Below are 17,188 nucleotides of genomic sequence, written 5' to 3'. Positions count from 1 at the left end.
CATGACCAGCCTTCTGCTCTACCAGCGCATCGCCCAGCAACTGGCGGACGATATTCGCCGTGGCGTGTATCAGCCCGGGGAGCGGGTGCCGTCGGTGCGCAAGATGAGTTCGCAGCTCAACGTGAGCCATGCCACGGTGCTGCAGGCGTACGCCAACCTCGAAGATCAGGGGCTGATCCGTGCCCGGCCGCAGTCGGGTTACTACGTGCACCAGACACCGGCCTTGACTGCGCCCACGCCGGATATCGCCCGGGTCGAGCGGCCAGGGTTGGTCACGCGCGCCAGTATTATCCAGCAGGTGCTGGTGGAGTCCCGGCGCGAAGGGGTGTTCCCCCTGGGGGCAGCGGTGCCCCATGTGGATTACCTGCCCGTGCGCGCGCTCCATCAGCAGATTGCCAAGGTCACGCGCTTCCATAGCCCGCGGGCGTTCAGCTACATGTTCAGCCCGGGTTTCGAGCCGCTGCGCCGTCAGGTAGCGATCCGCATGCGCGATGCCGGCGTCGTCGTTGATCCTTCTGAAGTGGTCATCACCCATGGCTGCGTGGACGCGCTGCAAATGTCCCTGCGGGTGCTGACCCGTCCCGGCGACCTGATCGCGGCGGAGTCGCCCACTTACTATGGTCTGCTGCAGTTGGCCGATCTACTGGGCCTGAAGGTGATCGAAATTCCCAGCGACCCTTCCACCGGCATCAGCCTGGAAGCCTTGCAACTGGCCGCCAACCAATGGTCGATCAAGGCCCTGGTGCTCACGCCGCGCCTGAGCAATCCACTGGGCGGCACCATGCCCGAGGAGCGCATGAAGCAATTGTTGCGCCTGGCCTCGGATTTCGATATCCAGATCGTGGAAGACGATATCTACGGCGAGCTGATGTTCGACCAGGGCAAGACCAAGGCCCTCAAGGCCTATGATCGTCTGGGGCACGTGGTGTATTGCTCCAGCTTTTCCAAGACATTGTCGCCCGGTGTGCGCATCGGTTGGATGATTGCCGGCAAATACCAGGCGGAGATTCAGCGCCTGCAAACCTTCAGTACCCACTCGGCGTGCAGCGTTACCCAGATGGGCATCGCCAGTTACCTGGAAAATGGTGGGTATGACCGCCATCTGCGGTTCATTCGCCAGGAATACCGCAAAAACCTGAGTGCTTACCAGTTGGCGGTGCAGCAGTTCTTTCCCGAGGGCACGCAGATTACCCGTCCGTTGGGTGGCTTTATCCTGTGGGTCAGCCTGCCGGGGCGGGTGAATACCCAGGAGCTGCACGTGCGAGCGCTGGAGCAGGGCATCAGCATCGCGCCGGGCCTGATCTTTAGTAACACCGAGCAGTTCAACCACTGTATTCGCCTCAACTGCGGTATCCCGTGGAACAAGGAAGCGGAGCGAGTGCTGATGACATTGGGCTTGTTGGCGGGGCAATTGTGTCAAGAAGTGGCAGGCGGCCACTTTTACTAAGGATTTACCTTCCCGGGCGGTTCAGGGGGCTTGCCAGCCAGGCCTCTAACGGGGAGCATAGAGGCTTGTACTGCCATCTCTGCCTGTGTCTATGAATGCCTTGCGCTGTATCGGAATGCTCGTGCTGTGCCTGGGGTCTGGCATGGCCTGTTCTCAATCGCTGCCGCTGAACGCTTCGCCGCTGTTGGTCGCCCAGGCCGACAGCAGTGCCGTGCCTGCGAAAAAGGCGGCCAAGGCGGCCCCGGCTGCCAAAAAGGTCGCCCCTGCCAAGAAGAAGCCTGCGGCGAGCGCGACCAAGGCGGTCAAGATGAAGCCGGTGGCCAGCAAGAGCAAAAGCCGCAAGGAGGCTGATGCGGTGGCCGTAGACCTGCCCAAGGCAAAGATCGATCTGACCTTGCCCAAGGCGATGGTCAACAACCTGGAGCCGCAGAAAAAGATTGATGCGGCGGCCCCTGCCCGTGAAAAGACGCTGCTGCCATCCTACTTCGATGAGAAAAAATCCGAAGACTTCCAGCTTAACGGCCGTCTGTTGAGCAACGAAATGCAGCTGCCGCGGCGCAACGACAGCAACCGGGAAGTCGAAGGCGCAGCGCTGGATTTCGAGTTCAAACAGTAATCGGACGGGCGGTTGGCAGTATCGCCCTGTCGATTTTCGTCTTGAAACAATTTCAAACACCTGTTTAAGCGGTTACTATCCCCCTACATCCACTCGTCGTCCGATTGAGGTTTACGCCTGTCATGAAGTGCCGTGAAGGCTGCGGCGCCTGCTGCATTGCCCCTTCCATTTCCTCGCCCATTCCTGGCATGCCCAATGGCAAGCCGGCTGGTGAGCGCTGCGTGCAGCTGGATGCTGACAACCTGTGTCAGCTGTTCGGTCGCCCGGAGCGCCCTGCGGTGTGCGGTGGCTTCCAGGCTGACCCGGAGGTGTGCGGGGAAACCAATGCCCAGGCCATACAGTTGCTGGGTTGGTGGGAGCAGATGACATCTGTGGCGTAGCCGGGGCGAGGAGGGTGGTGTGCCTCCTGGACAATAAGGAAGAAAACTATGGGTTCGCTGCATCGTTTGGCTGTTGCATGTAGTTTGACGGCGCTGGTTGCCACTGCGGCGCAGGCCGAGGATTGGCAAACGGCCAAGGACGAAGACGGCATCAAGGTGTCGCTCAGCGTGGTGCCAGGTTCTGATTACAAGGCTTACCGTGGTGTGACCGTGATCAAGGCGCCGCTGGCCAAGATCCAGGCCTTGCAGGAAGACGTGGCGGGCGCCTGTGCCTGGATTCATGAGTGCAAGGCGCAGAAACTGCTCAAGAACGAGGGTGATCAGAGCTGGACCTACACCCAGTTCAACACGCCGTGGCCAGTGACCCCGCGTGATTCGATCTTGCATGTGACGTCGGTGCATGGTGCCGATGGCAGCCTCACCCGTAACCTGGAAGAGGTGCCTACCTACCTGCCGGCCGAGAAGGGCTTTGTTCGTGTTGCCCAGGTGCAGGGGTTCTGGAAGCTGGTGCCCAAGGGGGCGGACAGCACCGAGGTGACTTACCAGGTGCACACTGAGCCGGGTGGTAGCGTGCCGTCGTTTGTGGCGAACAAGTTTGTGGTGGATGCACCGTTCAACACCCTCAAGGCGCTGCGCGCCAAGGCTGAGCAGTAGCACACTCTGCGTTGCCCGTACGCGTACTTGTACGCGTACGCTTCTCTCTACTTCTGTAGCCGCTGCCGCCAGGCTGCGCTGGCCGGCCCATCCAAAGCAAGTCCCCAGCCAGGCAGCTTTTGCTTCCGTGAGGCCTTTGATCTTGATTGTATGCCCCGTTAGAGCCCAGGTCCGACCGGAGACGTCGATCAAGCGGCCTTCAGCGTAGCTGAAGGAGACGGAACCGGAGGCGCTTCTATTCCGGGCCGTCGTCCGCTTGATCGACGTCGTAGGGAGGGGACCCGTAGCGCAGCGTAGGGACCGGGCTCGGGGCTGAGAATTTTTGGTTACTTTTTTTTCGACTGAAAAAAGTGACCCGCCGTAAGGGCGGAAAGGTGATTCAGCATCACCCTCGATAATGGATATGCTCACGATCTGCGGATCCCGCTTTTTCGTTCGCGGGCATATCCATTGCTGCGGGTGCGGCCACCGGCGGTTCCGGCCTTACGCCGGGTCACTTTTTTCAGTCGAAAAAAAAGTAACCAAAAATTCTCGCCCCAGCTCGGCCCCTACGCTGCGCTTCGGGTCCCCTCCCTCCGGCGTCGCCCACGCGGCTAAACGGCACCCGCTATAGAAGCGGGCGGGCTGCCGTTTCCTTCGGCTGCGCCGAAGGGCCCTGCGGGCAGCCGCGTGGGCAACGCCTCCAGTCGGGCCTGAGCTTAACGGGGCCAAGATCAAGATCAAGATCAAAAGCAAGATCAAAAGCAAGATCAAAAGCCAAAGCAGCAGCAACAGCCAGATCACAAGCCAAAAGCCAAAGCTGGGGAGGGATCAGGTGCTCGGATGGAGTCGGCAATAAAAAAGGCTGCCCGAGGGCAGCCTTTTTTCGTTTTCAGCCAGTGGCTTACTTGCGATCTTCCAGCTTGCTCACATCACGCGAGTCATAACCGGTATACAGCTGACGCGGACGCCCGATCTTGTACGGGCTGGACAGCATTTCCTTCCAGTGCGAAATCCAGCCCACGGTACGTGCCAGGGCAAAGATCACGGTAAACATGCTGGTAGGAATGCCGATCGCCTTGAGGATAATCCCCGAGTAGAAGTCGACGTTCGGGTACAGCGAGCGCTCGATGAAGTACGGATCGGTCAGCGCGATCTCTTCCAGGCGCATGGCCAGTTGCAGTTGCGGGTCGTCCTTGATGCCCAGCTCTTTCAGGACTTCGTCGCAGGTCTGCTTCATCACGGTGGCGCGCGGGTCGCGGTTCTTGTAAACCCGGTGACCGAAGCCCATCAGCTTGAACGGATCGTTCTTGTCCTTGGCCTTGGCGATGAAGGTGTCGATGTTGGACACATCGCCGATTTCATCAAGCATGGTCAGCACGGCTTCGTTCGCACCGCCGTGGGCAGGGCCCCACAGTGCGGCGATGCCGGCGGCGATACAGGCGAACGGGTTGGCGCCCGAGGAGCCCGCCAGGCGCACGGTGGACGTCGAGGCGTTTTGCTCGTGGTCGGCGTGCAGGATGAAGATGCGGTCCATGGCCTTGGCCAGGATTGGACTGATCGGTTTGATCTCGCACGGGGTGTTGAACATCATGTGCAGGAAGTTTTCCGCGTACGACAGGTCGTTGCGCGGGTACATCATGGGTTGGCCCATGGAGTACTTGTACACCATCGCTGCCAGGGTCGGCATCTTGGCGACCAGGCGCACGGCGGAAATCTCGCGGTGCTGCGGGTTATTGATGTCCAGCGAGTCATGGTAGAACGCGGACAGGGCGCCGACCACGCCGCACATCACGGCCATGGGGTGGGCGTCGCGGCGGAAGCCGTTGAAGAAGGTCTTCAACTGCTCGTGCACCATGGTGTGGTTCTTCACGGTGCTGACGAACTGGGCCTTCTGCTCTGCAGTCGGCAGTTCGCCGTTGAGCAGCAGGTAGCAGGTTTCCAGGTAGTCGGATTTCTCGGCCAGCTGCTCGATCGGGTAGCCCCGGTGCAGCAGGATGCCTTTGTCGCCATCGATATAGGTGATCTTCGACTCGCACGAGGCGGTCGACATGAAGCCTGGGTCGAAAGTGAAGCGGCCGGTGGAAGTCAGGCTTCTCACGTCGATAACATCGGGACCAACGGTGCCGGTTAAAATCGGCAGCTCGACGGGGGCTGCGCCCTCGATGATCAACTGCGCTTTTTTGTCAGCCATGTGGCCTCCTATTAATGCTTGAAATCATCAGACAGACCCCCCACGCAGGGCCCGCACCACTATAGTGAGATAAATCCGAATGTCAATTTGCTTAAAGTCAGGCTGTACAAGGCTTTTAGCGCTGTTTTTCTTCGCTTATCCCTGCCATTTACGCCTTTTTTTCATATAGCGCAATCCGCCCTTTCGGGTAGGTCTGCGCGTTGTCATTAGTATCCTAACTGTCTATACTCGGCAGCCGACCGTCAGGGGCTTTTCAGCCCGTTTCCGCTGGCGTCGTCACTCCCTGGGTGGTGGGTACCTGACCAGTACACTTCCCGACAACTTGCCCTGCTTGCTAGGGGCTCTTCAGTGTGAAAAAAAGCCGTGAATAGCCAACGACCTGTAAACCTAGACCTAAGGACCATCAAACTCCCCATAACCGGCGTAACGTCGTTCCTTCATCGCGTATCGGGCATCATTCTGTTCGTGGGCATCGGCTTCATGCTTTATGCATTGGGCAAATCCCTGGGTTCCGAAGAAGGCTTCGCGTCCGTGAAGGACACCTTGACCAGCCCTCTGGCCAAGTTCGTTGCATGGGGTCTTTTGTCCTCCCTGCTGTATCACCTGGTGGCCGGTGTGCGCCATCTGATCATGGATGCCGGTATTGGTGAGACGCTGGAAGGCGGTCGCCGTGGCTCCAAAATCATCATCGCCGTTTCCGTGGTGCTGATCGTTCTGGCAGGAGTTTGGATATGGTAACCAGCGTTACGAATCTTTCGCGTTCGGGCCTCTACGACTGGATGGCACAGCGTGTGTCGGCGGTTGTTCTCGCGGCTTATTTCATTTTCCTGATCGGATACCTCGTTGCGCATCCAGGCATTGGCTACGACCAATGGCATGCGCTGTTCGCCCACAACGCCATGCGCATCTTCAGCCTTCTGGCGCTGGTGGCCCTCAGTGCTCACGCCTGGGTCGGCATGTGGACGATCGCGACCGACTACCTGACGCCGATGGCGCTGGGCAAGGCCGCGACAGCAGTGCGTTTCCTGTTCCAGGCAGTATGCGGCGTAGCAATGTTCGCGTACTTCGTCTGGGGTGTGCAGATTCTTTGGGGTATCTGATTCATGGCTAGCATCAATTCAATGACTTTCGACGCCATCATCATCGGTGGTGGTGGCGCCGGCATGCGCGCTGCGCTGCAACTGGCACAGGGTGGTCACAAGACTGCCGTGGTCACCAAGGTGTTCCCGACCCGTTCGCACACCGTATCGGCCCAGGGTGGCATCACCTGCGCCATCGCTTCCGCCGACCCGAACGATGACTGGCGCTGGCACATGTACGATACCGTCAAGGGCTCCGACTACATCGGTGACCAGGACGCTATCGAATACATGTGTTCCGTAGGCCCGGAAGCCGTGTTCGAACTGGAGCACATGGGTCTGCCGTTCTCCCGTACCGAGCAGGGCCGCATCTACCAGCGTCCGTTCGGTGGTCAGTCCAAGGACTTCGGTAAAGGTGGTCAGGCTGCCCGTACCTGCGCCGCAGCCGACCGTACCGGTCACGCGTTGCTGCACACCCTGTACCAGGCCAACCTGAAGGCCGGCACCGTATTCCTCAACGAATACTACGCTGTGGACCTGGTGAAGAACTCCGAAGGCGCCTTCGTCGGCGTGATCGCGATCTGCATCGAAACCGGCGAAACCTCGTACATCCGTGCTGACGCCACCGTACTGGCTACCGGCGGTGCCGGTCGTATCTACTCGTCCACCACCAACGCCCTGATCAACACCGGCGACGGCGTGGGCATGGCCCTGCGTGCCGGCGTGCCGGTGCAGGACATCGAGATGTGGCAGTTCCACCCAACCGGCATCGCCGGCGCCGGTGTACTGGTTACAGAAGGTTGCCGTGGTGAAGGTGGTTACCTGATCAACAAGCACGGCGAGCGTTTCATGGAGCGTTATGCGCCTAACGCCAAAGACCTGGCTGGTCGTGACGTGGTTGCCCGCTCGATGGTTAAAGAGATCATCGCCGGCAACGGTTGCGGCCCTGATGGCGACCACGTGATGCTCAAGCTCGACCACCTGGGCGAGGAAGTGCTGCACAGCCGCCTGCCTGGTATCTGCGAGCTGTCCAAGACCTTTGCTCACGTTGACCCGGTCGTTGCGCCAGTTCCAGTGGTCCCAACCTGCCACTACATGATGGGCGGCATCGCCACCAACATTCATGGTCAGGCCATTACCCAGAACGCCGAAGGCGAAGACACCATCATCCCTGGCCTGTTCGCAGTGGGTGAAGTGGCCTGCGTATCGGTTCACGGTGCCAACCGCCTGGGCGGCAACTCGCTGCTCGACCTGGTGGTATTCGGTCGCGCCGCCGGTCTGCACCTGGAGCAGGCCCTGAGCGAAGGCGTTGAATACGCCCGTGCCAGCGACACCGACATCGAAGTGGCCCTGGCCCGCTTGAACGGCCTGAACACCCGCACTACCGGCGAAGACGTGGCAACCCTGCGTAAAGAGCTGCAACAGTGCATGCAGAACTACTTCGGTGTGTTCCGTACCGGCGAATACATGCAGAAAGGTATCGCCCAGCTGGCGACCCTGCGCGAGCGTATCGCCAACGTCAAGATCAACGACAAGAGCCAGGGTTTCAACACTGCTCGAATCGAAGCCCTTGAGCTGCAGAACCTGCTGGAAGTGGCTGAAGCCACTGCGATCGCCGCCGAGCATCGCAAAGAGTCCCGCGGCGCTCACGCCCGTGAAGACTTTGAGGATCGCGACGACGAAAACTGGCTGTGCCACACCCTGTACTTCCCGGGTGAGAAACGCGTCGCCAAGCGCGCTGTGAACTTCTCGCCGAAAACCGTTCCGACTTTCGAACCTAAAGTCCGGACTTACTAAGGGTGGCCGCCATGTTGCAAGTCAGTGTTTATCGCTACAACCCCGACGTGGATACCGCGCCGGCCATGCAGACCTTCCAGGTCGATACCGGCGGCAAGGACCTGATGGTCCTGGACGTTCTGGCGCTGATCAAGGAACAGGACGAGGGTTTCTCCTACCGTCGCTCCTGCCGCGAGGGCGTTTGCGGCTCCGACGGTATGAACATCAACGGCAAGAACGGCCTGGCGTGCATCACGCCGCTGTCCGCTGTCGTAAAAGGTAACAAACTGGTCATTCGTCCACTGCCTGGTCTGCCGGTAATCCGTGACCTGGTCGTCGATATGAGCATCTTCTACAAGCAGTACGAGAAGGTGAAGCCATTCCTGCAGAACGATACTCCGGCCCCGGCCATCGAGCGTCTGCAGTCGCCTGAAGAGCGCGAGAAGCTGGACGGTCTGTACGAGTGCATTCTGTGCGCTTGCTGCTCGACTTCCTGCCCGTCCTTCTGGTGGAACCCTGACAAGTTCCTGGGCCCTGCTGCGCTGCTGCAAGCCTATCGTTTCCTGGCTGACAGCCGTGACACCAAGACCAACGAGCGTCTGGCGTCCCTGGATGACCCGTTCAGCGTATTCCGCTGCCGGGGTATCATGAACTGCGTGAACGTTTGCCCCAAGGGTCTGAACCCTACCAAGGCGATCGGCCACGTACGTAACATGCTGCTGCAAAGCGGCGTCTGATTCGCCTGTTGTAACGTAAACCTCCGGGGTGCGGGTCTTCTTCAACCCGCACTTCGGTGACAACCAAAGCATGGCCCACAAGGCTGTCGCTTTTAATTTTGAAGCAATGAGACCAGCAGGGGCATCCGGGCTGGTACCCGGACTACTTGCGTGATACTAGGTGGCTTGTTGTAGTCGCTGCTCGGACTTATTCAAGATGCCAGGCGTCAACGCCGGTGGAGTCCCCAAACGAGGGTGACCAAGCATGCAAGAAAGCGTGATGCAGCGCATGTGGAGCAGTGCCTACCTTTCCGGTGGTAACGCTGCCTATGTGGAAGAGCTCTACGAACTCTACCTGCACGACCCTAACGCTGTGCCAGAAGAGTGGCGCACCTACTTCCAGAAGCTGCCGGCCGATGGCGGCGCAGCTACCGATGTTTCGCACTCTACAATTCGCGATCATTTCGTGTTGCTGGCTAAAAACCAGCGCCGCGCCCAACCGGTTTCCGCCGGTAGCGTGAGCAGCGAGCATGAGAAGAAGCAAGTTGAAGTGCTGCGATTGATCCAGGCCTACCGCATGCGCGGCCATCAGGCGGCCCAGCTGGACCCGCTGGGGCTGTGGCAGCGACCTGCACCGGCAGACCTGTCAATCAATCATTACGGCATGACCAATGCCGATCTTGATACTACTTTCCGTGCCGGCGACCTGTTCATCGGCAAAGAGGAAGCGAGCCTACGCGAAATTCTCGAAGCGTTGCAGCAGACATATTGTCGCACCATCGGCTCCGAGTTCACGCACATCGTCGATTCCGAGCAACGCCAGTGGTTCCAGCAGCGTCTGGAAAGCGTACGCGGCCGTCCGGTGTTTTCCGCTGAAATCAAGGGCCATGTGCTCGAGCGCGTCACCGCGGCGGAAGGTCTGGAGAAGTACCTGGGCACCAAATACCCAGGCACCAAGCGCTTCGGTCTGGAAGGCGGCGAAAGCCTGATTCCGATGCTCGACGAGATGATCCAGCGTTCCGGTTCCTACGGCACCAAGGAAGTCGTGATCGGCATGGCCCACCGTGGCCGTCTGAACGTGCTGGTGAACACCTTCGGCAAGAACCCGCGCGAGCTGTTCGACGAGTTCGAAGGCAAGAAGAAGGTCGAGCTGGGCTCCGGTGACGTGAAGTATCACCAGGGCTTCTCCTCCAACGTGATGACCCCGGGCGGCGAAGTCCACCTGGCCATGGCGTTCAACCCCTCCCACCTGGAAATCGTTTCCCCGGTGGTCGAAGGGTCGGTGCGTGCCCGTCAAGACCGTCGCAACGACGCGGTCGGCGACAAGGTACTGCCGATTTCCATCCACGGTGACGCGGCATTTGCCGGTCAGGGCGTGGTGCTGGAAACCTTCCAGATGTCGCAGACCCGCGGTTTCAAGACCGGCGGTACCGTGCACATCGTGATCAACAACCAGGTTGGTTTCACCATCAGCAACCCGCGCGACTCGCGTTCCACCGAGTACGCCACCGACGTTGCCAAGATGATCCAGGCGCCGATCCTGCACGTGAACGGCGATGATCCGGAGGCTGTGCTGTTCGTCACGCAGCTGGCCGTCGATTACCGCATGCAGTTCAAGCGCGACATCGTCATTGACCTGGTGTGCTACCGCCGTCGCGGCCACAACGAGGCCGACGAGCCAAGCGGCACCCAGCCGCTGATGTACCAGCAGATCGCCAAGCAGCGCACCACCCGTGAGCTGTACGCCGAGCGTCTGATCCAGGGCGGCACCCTCAACGCCGACGCCGTGCAGGCGCAGGTGGACGAGTACCGCAATGCGCTGGACAACGGTCTGCACGTGGTGAAAAGCCTGGTCAAGGAGCCGAACAAGGAACTGTTCGTGGACTGGCGTCCTTACCTGGGCCACGCCTGGACGGCGCGTCACGACACCCGCTTCGACCTCAAGACCCTGCAGGAACTGTCCGCCAAGCTGCTGGAGATTCCGGAAGGCTTCGTGGTTCAGCGTCAGGTTGCCAAGATCTACGAAGACCGCCAGAAGATGCAGGCCGGTGGCTTGCCGATCAACTGGGGCTACGCCGAAACCATGGCCTACGCCACCCTGGCCTTCGAAGGCCACCCGGTGCGCATGACCGGCCAGGACATCGGTCGCGGCACGTTCTCGCACCGTCACGCGGTACTGCACAACCAGAAGGATGCTTCCACTTATATCCCTCTGCAAAACCTGTATGCCGGCCAGCCACGTTTCGACCTGTACGATTCGTTCCTGTCCGAAGAAGCGGTACTGGCGTTCGAATACGGCTACTCCACCACCTCGCCAAACGCGCTGGTGATCTGGGAAGCCCAGTTCGGCGACTTCGCCAACGGTGCGCAAGTGGTGATCGACCAGTTCATCACCAGCGGCGAGCACAAGTGGGGCCGTCTGTGCGGTCTGACCATGCTGCTGCCACACGGTTACGAAGGGCAGGGGCCTGAGCACTCCTCGGCGCGTCTGGAGCGTTACCTGCAGCTGTGCGCCGAGCACAACATTCAGGTGTGTGTACCGACCACGCCGGCTCAGATCTACCACCTGCTGCGCCGTCAGGTCATTCGCCCGCTGCGCAAGCCGCTGGTCGTGCTGACCCCTAAATCGCTGCTGCGTCACAAGCTGGCGGTCTCGACCCTGGAAGATCTGGCCGAAGGCTCCTTCCAGACCGTGATTCCGGAAATCGACGTGCTCGAGCCGGCCAAGGTCAAGCGCCTGATCCTGTGCAGCGGCAAGGTCTACTATGACCTGCTGGAAAAACGCCGCGCCGAAGGCCGTGATGACATCGCGATCGTGCGTCTGGAGCAGCTGTACCCGTTCCCTGAAGACGACCTGATGGAGACGCTTGCCCCGTACACCAACCTCGAGCACGTGGTGTGGTGTCAGGAAGAGCCGATGAACCAGGGCGCCTGGTACAGCAGCCAGCACCACATGCGTCGCAGCTTCAACAACCACAAGAAGGGCCTGGTCCTGGAATACGCCGGTCGCGATGCTTCGGCCGCGCCAGCCTGTGGTTACGCTTCGATGCACGCCGAGCAGCAGGAAAAACTGCTGCAAGACGCCTTTACCGTTTGATGCCATCGCGCACAAGAAACCGAATTTAAGGAACCACTGATAATGGCTATCGAGATCAAAGCCCCTACTTTCCCGGAATCGGTTGCCGATGGCACCGTTGCCACCTGGCACAAACAACCGGGCGAAGCCGTCAAGCGCGACGAGCTGATTGTCGACATCGAAACCGACAAAGTAGTGCTGGAAGTACTCGCCACCGCTGACGGCGTACTGGGCGCCATCGTCAAGGGCGAGGGCGAAACCGTCCTGTCCGACGAAGTACTGGGCTCCATCGTTGAAGGCGGCGCCGCTGCCGCCGCTCCAGCTGCCGCGCCTGCCGCTGCTGCTGCCCCTGCTGCTGCCGCCGCTGGCGACGAAGACGCCATCGGCGCTCCGGCTGCCCGCAAGCTGGCCGAAGAGAACGGCATTGCCCTGAGCAGCATCAAGGGCACTGGCAAGGACGGCCGCGTGACCAAGGAAGACGTGGTTGCCGCCATCGAAGCCAAGAAGTCCGCACCGGCCGCCGCGCCAGCTGCCAAGCCTGCCGCTGCCGCTGCTGCCGCCCCTGTGCTGGCCGCCGGTGATCGCGTTGAAAAACGCGTGCCGATGACCCGCCTGCGTGCCAAGGTTGCCGAGCGTCTGGTCGAAGCCCAGTCGAACATGGCCATGCTGACCACCTTCAACGAAGTCGACATGACCGAAGTCATGGCCCTGCGTTCGAAGTACAAGGATCTGTTCGAGAAGTCCCACAACGGCGTGCGCCTGGGCTTCATGTCGTTCTTCGTCAAGGCTGCCACCGAAGCGCTGAAACGCTTCCCGGCTGTCAACGCCTCGATCGACGGCGCCGACATCGTTTACCACGGCTACGCTGACGTCGGCGTTGCCGTGTCCAGCGACCGTGGCCTGGTGGTGCCGGTACTGCGCAACGCCGAGCTGATGAGCCTGGCCGAGATCGAAGGCGGCATCGCCACCTTCGGCAAGAAGGCGCGCGACGGCAAGCTGTCGATGGAAGAAATGACCGGTGGTACCTTCACCATCACCAACGGCGGTACCTTCGGTTCGATGATGTCGACCCCGATCGTCAACCCGCCTCAGGCCGCTATCCTGGGCATGCACAACATTCTCCAGCGTCCGATGGCCGTCAACGGTCAAGTCGTGATCCGCCCGATGATGTATCTGGCACTGTCCTACGACCACCGCCTGATCGACGGTAAAGAAGCCGTTACCTTCCTGGTGACCATCAAGAACCTGCTCGAAGATCCGGCGCGTCTGCTGCTGGACATCTGACAAAGCAGCCGAAAGCTGTAAGCTACGAGCCTCAAGCCGTCCGCGGCGGGGCTCTGGCCTGCAGCTTGCGGCTTGAAGCTTGAAGCTAATAGGAAGCTATTTATGACTCAGAAATTCGACGTGGTAGTGATTGGTGCGGGCCCTGGCGGCTACGTGGCCGCCATCAAGGCAGCACAGCTTGGTCTTTCGACTGCCTGCATCGAGAAGTACACCGACAAGGAAGGCAAACTGGCCCTGGGCGGTACCTGCCTGAACGTCGGCTGCATTCCTTCCAAGGCGCTGCTGGACAGCTCCTGGAAATTCCACGAAGCCCAGGACGGTTTCGCCATCCACGGTATCGGCCACAGCGGCGTGACCATGGACGTGCCAGCGATGGTCGGCCGCAAGGCCAACATCGTCAAAGGCCTGACCTCCGGCGTATCCACCCTGTTCAAGGCCAATGGCGTCACTTCGATCCAGGGCCACGGCAAACTGCTGGCTGGCAAGAAAGTCGAAGTCACCAAGCCTGACGGCAGCACCGAAGTCATCGAAGCCGAGAACATCATTCTGGCTTCGGGCTCGCGCCCAATCGACATTCCGCCGGCCCCGGTCGACAACAATGTCATCGTCGACTCCACCGGCGCCCTGGAATTCCAGGCCGTGCCGAAGCGTCTGGGCGTGATCGGCGCTGGCGTGATCGGTCTGGAGCTGGGTTCGGTATGGTCGCGCCTGGGCGCTGAAGTCACCGTGCTCGAAGCCCTGGACACCTTCCTGATCGCAGCCGACGCTGCTGTCTCGAAAGAAGCCTACAAGACCCTGACCAAGCAAGGTCTGGACATCAAGCTGGGCGCTCGCGTCACCGGTTCCAAGGTAAACGGCGAAGAAGTCGTGGTGACCTACACCGACGCCAACGGCGAACAGAACATCACGTTCGACAAGCTGATCGTGGCCGTGGGCCGTCGCCCTGTGACCACCGACCTGCTGGCGGCTGACAGCGGCGTGAACATCGACGAGCGCGGCTTCATTTTCGTCGACGATCACTGCACCACCAGCGTGCCTGGCGTGTACGCCATCGGCGACGTGGTACGTGGCATGATGCTGGCCCACAAGGCCTCGGAAGAGGGCATCATGGTGGTTGAGCGCATCAAGGGTCACAAGACCCAGATGAACTACGACCTGATCCCGTCGGTTATCTACACCCACCCGGAAATTGCATGGGTCGGTAAAACCGAACAGGCCTTGAAGGCTGAAGGCGTTGAAGTTAACGTGGGCACCTTCCCGTTCGCCGCCAGTGGCCGTGCCATGGCAGCAAACGATACCGGCGGTTTTGTAAAAGTTATCGCTGATGCCAAGACTGACCGCGTACTGGGTGTGCATGTAATCGGCCCAAGCGCAGCAGAACTGGTTCAGCAAGGCGCAATCGGCATGGAATTCGGCACTAGCGCCGAAGACCTGGGGATGATGGTTTTCTCCCACCCGACTCTGTCTGAAGCACTGCATGAAGCAGCGCTGGCGGTGAATGGCGGCGCCATTCACATTGCCAACCGTAAAAAGCGTTAAGTGAAACAATAAGAAACCACGACGGCCCGCCCGTCGTGAGTCTTGCGTGCACGACTCACCGCGGAAAGTTCGTCGGACTCACCCCGCAGGCCAACAGGGACCACGCATCCTTGAACGCCTGCGAGCAGCAGTCACAGGTGGCGCGGCACTCCACAGAGAGCGCAGCGCCGAAGCGCAGTACCTAACGAAGACGGTAATAAGCATGAATCTTCACGAGTATCAGGGTAAGCAGCTGTTCGCTGAATACGGCCTGCCAGTATCCAAGGGTTACGCGGTAGACACCCCGGAAGCAGCAGCAGAAGCTTGCGAGAAAATCGGCGGGACCGAATGGGTCGTCAAGGCTCAGGTCCACGCAGGTGGTCGCGGTAAAGCGGGCGGCGTCAAGCTGGTTCGCAGCAAAGAAGACGCCAAGGCCTTCGCACAGCAGTGGCTGGGCAAGCGTCTGGTGACTTACCAGACTGATGCCAATGGCCAGCCTGTTACCAAGATCCTGGTTGAATCCTGCACCGATATCGCCAAAGAGCTGTATCTGGGCGCAGTGGTTGACCGTTCCAGCCGTCGTATCGTGTTCATGGCCTCCACCGAAGGTGGCGTCGACATCGAGAAGATCGCTCACGACACTCCTGAAAAGATTCTGAAAGCTACCATCGACCCACTGGTCGGCGCACAGCCGTTCCAGGGTCGCGACCTGGCGTTCCAGCTGGGTCTGGAAGGCAAGCAGGTTGCCCAGTTCGCCAAGATCTTCGTTGGCCTGGCCAAGCTGTTCCAGGACCACGACCTGGCCCTGCTGGAAGTCAACCCGCTGGTGATCAAGGCTGACGGCGATCTGCATTGCCTGGACGCCAAGATCAACATCGACGCCAACGCCATGTACCGTCAGCCAAAACTGAAGACGTTCCATGACCCGTCGCAAGATGACGCCCGTGAAGCTCACGCTGCCAAGTTCGAACTGAACTACGTGGCACTGGAAGGCAACATCGGCTGCATGGTCAACGGTGCCGGCCTGGCCATGGGTACCATGGACATCGTCAACCTGCACGGCGGCAAGCCTGCCAACTTCCTGGACGTGGGCGGCGGCGCTACCAAAGAGCGCGTGACCGAAGCGTTCAAGATCATCCTGTCCGACTCCAACGTCGCCGCAGTACTGGTCAACATCTTCGGCGGCATCGTTCGCTGCGACATGATTGCCGAAGGCATCATTGGCGCCGTGAAAGAAGTCGGCGTGAAAATCCCGGTTGTTGTTCGCCTTGAAGGCAACAACGCTGACCTGGGCGCCAAAGTACTGGCAGAAAGCGGTCTGAACATCATCGCTGCCACCAGCCTGACCGACGCTGCTCAACAAGTCGTTAAAGCTGCGGAGGGCAAGTAATGAGCGTCCTGATCAATAAAGATACCAAAGTCATCTGCCAGGGCTTCACCGGCTCGCAGGGTACTTTCCACTCCGAACAAGCCATCGCCTATGGCACCAAGATGGTTGGCGGCGTGACCCCGGGCAAAGGCGGTACCACTCACCTGGACCTGCCGGTGTTCAACACCGTTGCCGAGGCTGTCAAAGCCACCGGCGCTACTGCCAGCGTGATCTACGTTCCGGCTCCGTTCTGCAAGGATTCCATCCTTGAAGCGGCGTTCGGCGGCATCAAGCTGATCATCTGCATCACCGAAGGCATTCCTACCCTGGACATGCTGGATGCCAAGGTCAAGTGCGACGAGCTGGGTGTTACCCTGATCGGCCCGAACTGCCCAGGCGTCATCACTCCGGGCGAGTGCAAGATCGGCATCATGCCAGGTCACATCCACTTGCCAGGCAAGGTAGGCATCGTGTCGCGTTCCGGCACCCTGACCTACGAAGCCGTGAAGCAGACCACCGACGCCGGCTTCGGCCAGTCGACCTGCGTCGGCATCGGCGGTGACCCGATCCCGGGCTCCAACTTCATCGACATCCTGAAGCTGTTCCAGGAAGACCCGAAGACCGAGGCGATCGTGATGATCGGCGAGATCGGCGGTTCGGCTGAAGAAGAAGCGGCTGCCTACATCAAGGCCAACGTGACCAAGCCGGTCGTGTCCTACATCGCTGGTGTGACTGCCCCTCCAGGCAAGCGCATGGGCCACGCAGGCGCAATCATCTCCGGCGGCAAGGGCACTGCAGACGAGAAGTTCGCAGCCCTGCAAGACGCCGGTGTGAAAACCGTGCGTTCGCTGGCTGACATCGGCAAGGCCCTGGCCGAGCTGACTGGCTGGGAAATCAAAAAGGCCTGAGCCTTTTCTGATTAGCTGAGCCAACAAAGGCCACCTTCGGGTGGCCTTTGTCGTTTCTGGCGATCCACGCAGACACCGCGTTGCCTGCATCGCGGCCAAGGCCGGCTCCTACACCATCTGTGTAGGAGCCGGCCTTGGGCGCGATAGCGTCAGTGCGGTCAGGTGAATCGTTTCGCCTTCTGAAATCGGCAA

At 60.2% G+C, this 17,188-nt stretch carries 14 protein-coding genes; 13 read left to right on the top strand and 1 reads right to left on the bottom strand.

The window, feature by feature from the left end; all coding sequences use genetic code 11:
* The first annotated feature begins 1 nt into the window (after window position 1).
* From ACZ9GA_RS19360 to ACZ9GA_RS19345, 4 genes are all read left to right on the top strand, one after another.
* Window positions 2-1,447: an aminotransferase-like domain-containing protein gene (locus ACZ9GA_RS19360; RefSeq protein WP_457361183.1), complete on the top strand. Its 1,446-nt coding sequence runs from the start codon at window positions 2-4 to the stop codon at window positions 1,445-1,447.
* Between the two features lie 142 nt (window positions 1,448-1,589).
* Entirely contained in the window at window positions 1,590-2,063 is a 474-nt protein-coding gene (locus ACZ9GA_RS19355; RefSeq protein ID WP_457361184.1) for a translation initiation factor 2, read from the top strand.
* 122 nt (window positions 2,064-2,185) lie between these two features.
* Window positions 2,186-2,443 carry a YkgJ family cysteine cluster protein gene (locus ACZ9GA_RS19350; RefSeq protein ID WP_455924782.1) on the top strand — a complete coding sequence of 86 codons (258 nt, stop codon included), beginning with the start codon at window positions 2,186-2,188 and terminating at the stop codon, window positions 2,441-2,443.
* 48 nt (window positions 2,444-2,491) lie between these two features.
* The gene (locus ACZ9GA_RS19345) at window positions 2,492-3,097 is read left to right on the top strand and encodes an START domain-containing protein (RefSeq protein WP_457361185.1); all 606 of its coding nucleotides are present in this window, start codon (window positions 2,492-2,494) and stop codon (window positions 3,095-3,097) included.
* An 883-nt stretch (window positions 3,098-3,980) separates the two neighbouring features.
* On the opposite strand, the gene gltA is transcribed toward ACZ9GA_RS19345, so the two are convergent.
* Window positions 3,981-5,270, bottom strand: coding sequence for a citrate synthase (gene gltA, locus ACZ9GA_RS19340; RefSeq protein ID WP_457361186.1), 1,290 nt, complete (start codon window positions 5,268-5,270; stop codon window positions 3,981-3,983).
* Between the two features lie 363 nt (window positions 5,271-5,633).
* Here gltA and sdhC point away from each other — a divergent pair, with 363 nt between their 5' ends.
* From sdhC to sucD, 9 genes are all read left to right on the top strand, one after another.
* Window positions 5,634-6,008, top strand: coding sequence for a succinate dehydrogenase, cytochrome b556 subunit (gene sdhC / locus ACZ9GA_RS19335; protein WP_027978537.1), 375 nt, complete (start codon window positions 5,634-5,636; stop codon window positions 6,006-6,008).
* Complete coding sequence (gene sdhD, locus ACZ9GA_RS19330) at window positions 6,002-6,370, top strand: succinate dehydrogenase, hydrophobic membrane anchor protein (RefSeq protein WP_027978536.1); 369 nt, start codon at window positions 6,002-6,004, stop codon at window positions 6,368-6,370. The genes sdhC and sdhD overlap by 7 nt, the downstream gene beginning before the upstream one ends.
* A gap of 3 nt (window positions 6,371-6,373) precedes the next feature.
* Complete coding sequence (sdhA, locus tag ACZ9GA_RS19325) at window positions 6,374-8,146, top strand: succinate dehydrogenase flavoprotein subunit (protein WP_455926124.1); 1,773 nt, start codon at window positions 6,374-6,376, stop codon at window positions 8,144-8,146.
* Window positions 8,147-8,157: 11 nt separating this feature from the next.
* Window positions 8,158-8,862: a succinate dehydrogenase iron-sulfur subunit gene (locus tag ACZ9GA_RS19320; protein WP_027978534.1), complete on the top strand. Its 705-nt coding sequence runs from the start codon at window positions 8,158-8,160 to the stop codon at window positions 8,860-8,862.
* A 244-nt stretch (window positions 8,863-9,106) separates the two neighbouring features.
* Window positions 9,107-11,938, top strand: coding sequence for a 2-oxoglutarate dehydrogenase E1 component (locus ACZ9GA_RS19315; RefSeq protein WP_457361187.1), 2,832 nt, complete (start codon window positions 9,107-9,109; stop codon window positions 11,936-11,938).
* 42 nt (window positions 11,939-11,980) lie between these two features.
* Complete coding sequence (gene odhB / locus ACZ9GA_RS19310) at window positions 11,981-13,201, top strand: 2-oxoglutarate dehydrogenase complex dihydrolipoyllysine-residue succinyltransferase (RefSeq protein WP_457361188.1); 1,221 nt, start codon at window positions 11,981-11,983, stop codon at window positions 13,199-13,201.
* 102 nt (window positions 13,202-13,303) lie between these two features.
* Complete coding sequence (lpdA, locus tag ACZ9GA_RS19305; protein ID WP_457361189.1) at window positions 13,304-14,740, top strand: dihydrolipoyl dehydrogenase; 1,437 nt, start codon at window positions 13,304-13,306, stop codon at window positions 14,738-14,740.
* Window positions 14,741-14,942: 202 nt separating this feature from the next.
* Entirely contained in the window at window positions 14,943-16,109 is a 1,167-nt protein-coding gene (gene sucC, locus ACZ9GA_RS19300) for an ADP-forming succinate--CoA ligase subunit beta (protein ID WP_008372085.1), read from the top strand.
* Window positions 16,109-16,996 carry a succinate--CoA ligase subunit alpha gene (gene sucD / locus ACZ9GA_RS19295; protein WP_027978530.1) on the top strand — a complete coding sequence of 296 codons (888 nt, stop codon included), beginning with the start codon at window positions 16,109-16,111 and terminating at the stop codon, window positions 16,994-16,996. The genes sucC and sucD overlap by 1 nt, the downstream gene beginning before the upstream one ends.
* Window positions 16,997-17,188 lie beyond the last annotated feature (192 nt).

The sequence above is a fragment of the Pseudomonas sp. TE3644 genome (assembly GCF_056278815.1).
This window is presented reverse-complemented; position numbering and strand designations above follow the sequence as displayed.

Coding starts and splice junctions, on each gene's coding strand:
- sucD (WP_027978530.1), top strand. CDS start 16,109: ATGAGCGTCCTGATCAATAAAGATACCAAAGTCATCTGCCAGGGCTTC.
- ACZ9GA_RS19345 (WP_457361185.1), top strand. CDS start 2,492: ATGGGTTCGCTGCATCGTTTGGCTGTTGCATGTAGTTTGACGGCGCTG.
- ACZ9GA_RS19355 (WP_457361184.1), top strand. CDS start 1,590: ATGGCCTGTTCTCAATCGCTGCCGCTGAACGCTTCGCCGCTGTTGGTC.
- ACZ9GA_RS19320 (WP_027978534.1), top strand. CDS start 8,158: ATGTTGCAAGTCAGTGTTTATCGCTACAACCCCGACGTGGATACCGCG.
- sdhD (WP_027978536.1), top strand. CDS start 6,002: ATGGTAACCAGCGTTACGAATCTTTCGCGTTCGGGCCTCTACGACTGG.
- odhB (WP_457361188.1), top strand. CDS start 11,981: ATGGCTATCGAGATCAAAGCCCCTACTTTCCCGGAATCGGTTGCCGAT.
- ACZ9GA_RS19350 (WP_455924782.1), top strand. CDS start 2,186: ATGAAGTGCCGTGAAGGCTGCGGCGCCTGCTGCATTGCCCCTTCCATT.
- ACZ9GA_RS19360 (WP_457361183.1), top strand. CDS start 2: ATGACCAGCCTTCTGCTCTACCAGCGCATCGCCCAGCAACTGGCGGAC.
- lpdA (WP_457361189.1), top strand. CDS start 13,304: ATGACTCAGAAATTCGACGTGGTAGTGATTGGTGCGGGCCCTGGCGGC.
- ACZ9GA_RS19315 (WP_457361187.1), top strand. CDS start 9,107: ATGCAAGAAAGCGTGATGCAGCGCATGTGGAGCAGTGCCTACCTTTCC.
- sucC (WP_008372085.1), top strand. CDS start 14,943: ATGAATCTTCACGAGTATCAGGGTAAGCAGCTGTTCGCTGAATACGGC.
- gltA (WP_457361186.1), bottom strand. CDS start 5,270: ATGGCTGACAAAAAAGCGCAGTTGATCATCGAGGGCGCAGCCCCCGTC.
- sdhA (WP_455926124.1), top strand. CDS start 6,374: ATGGCTAGCATCAATTCAATGACTTTCGACGCCATCATCATCGGTGGT.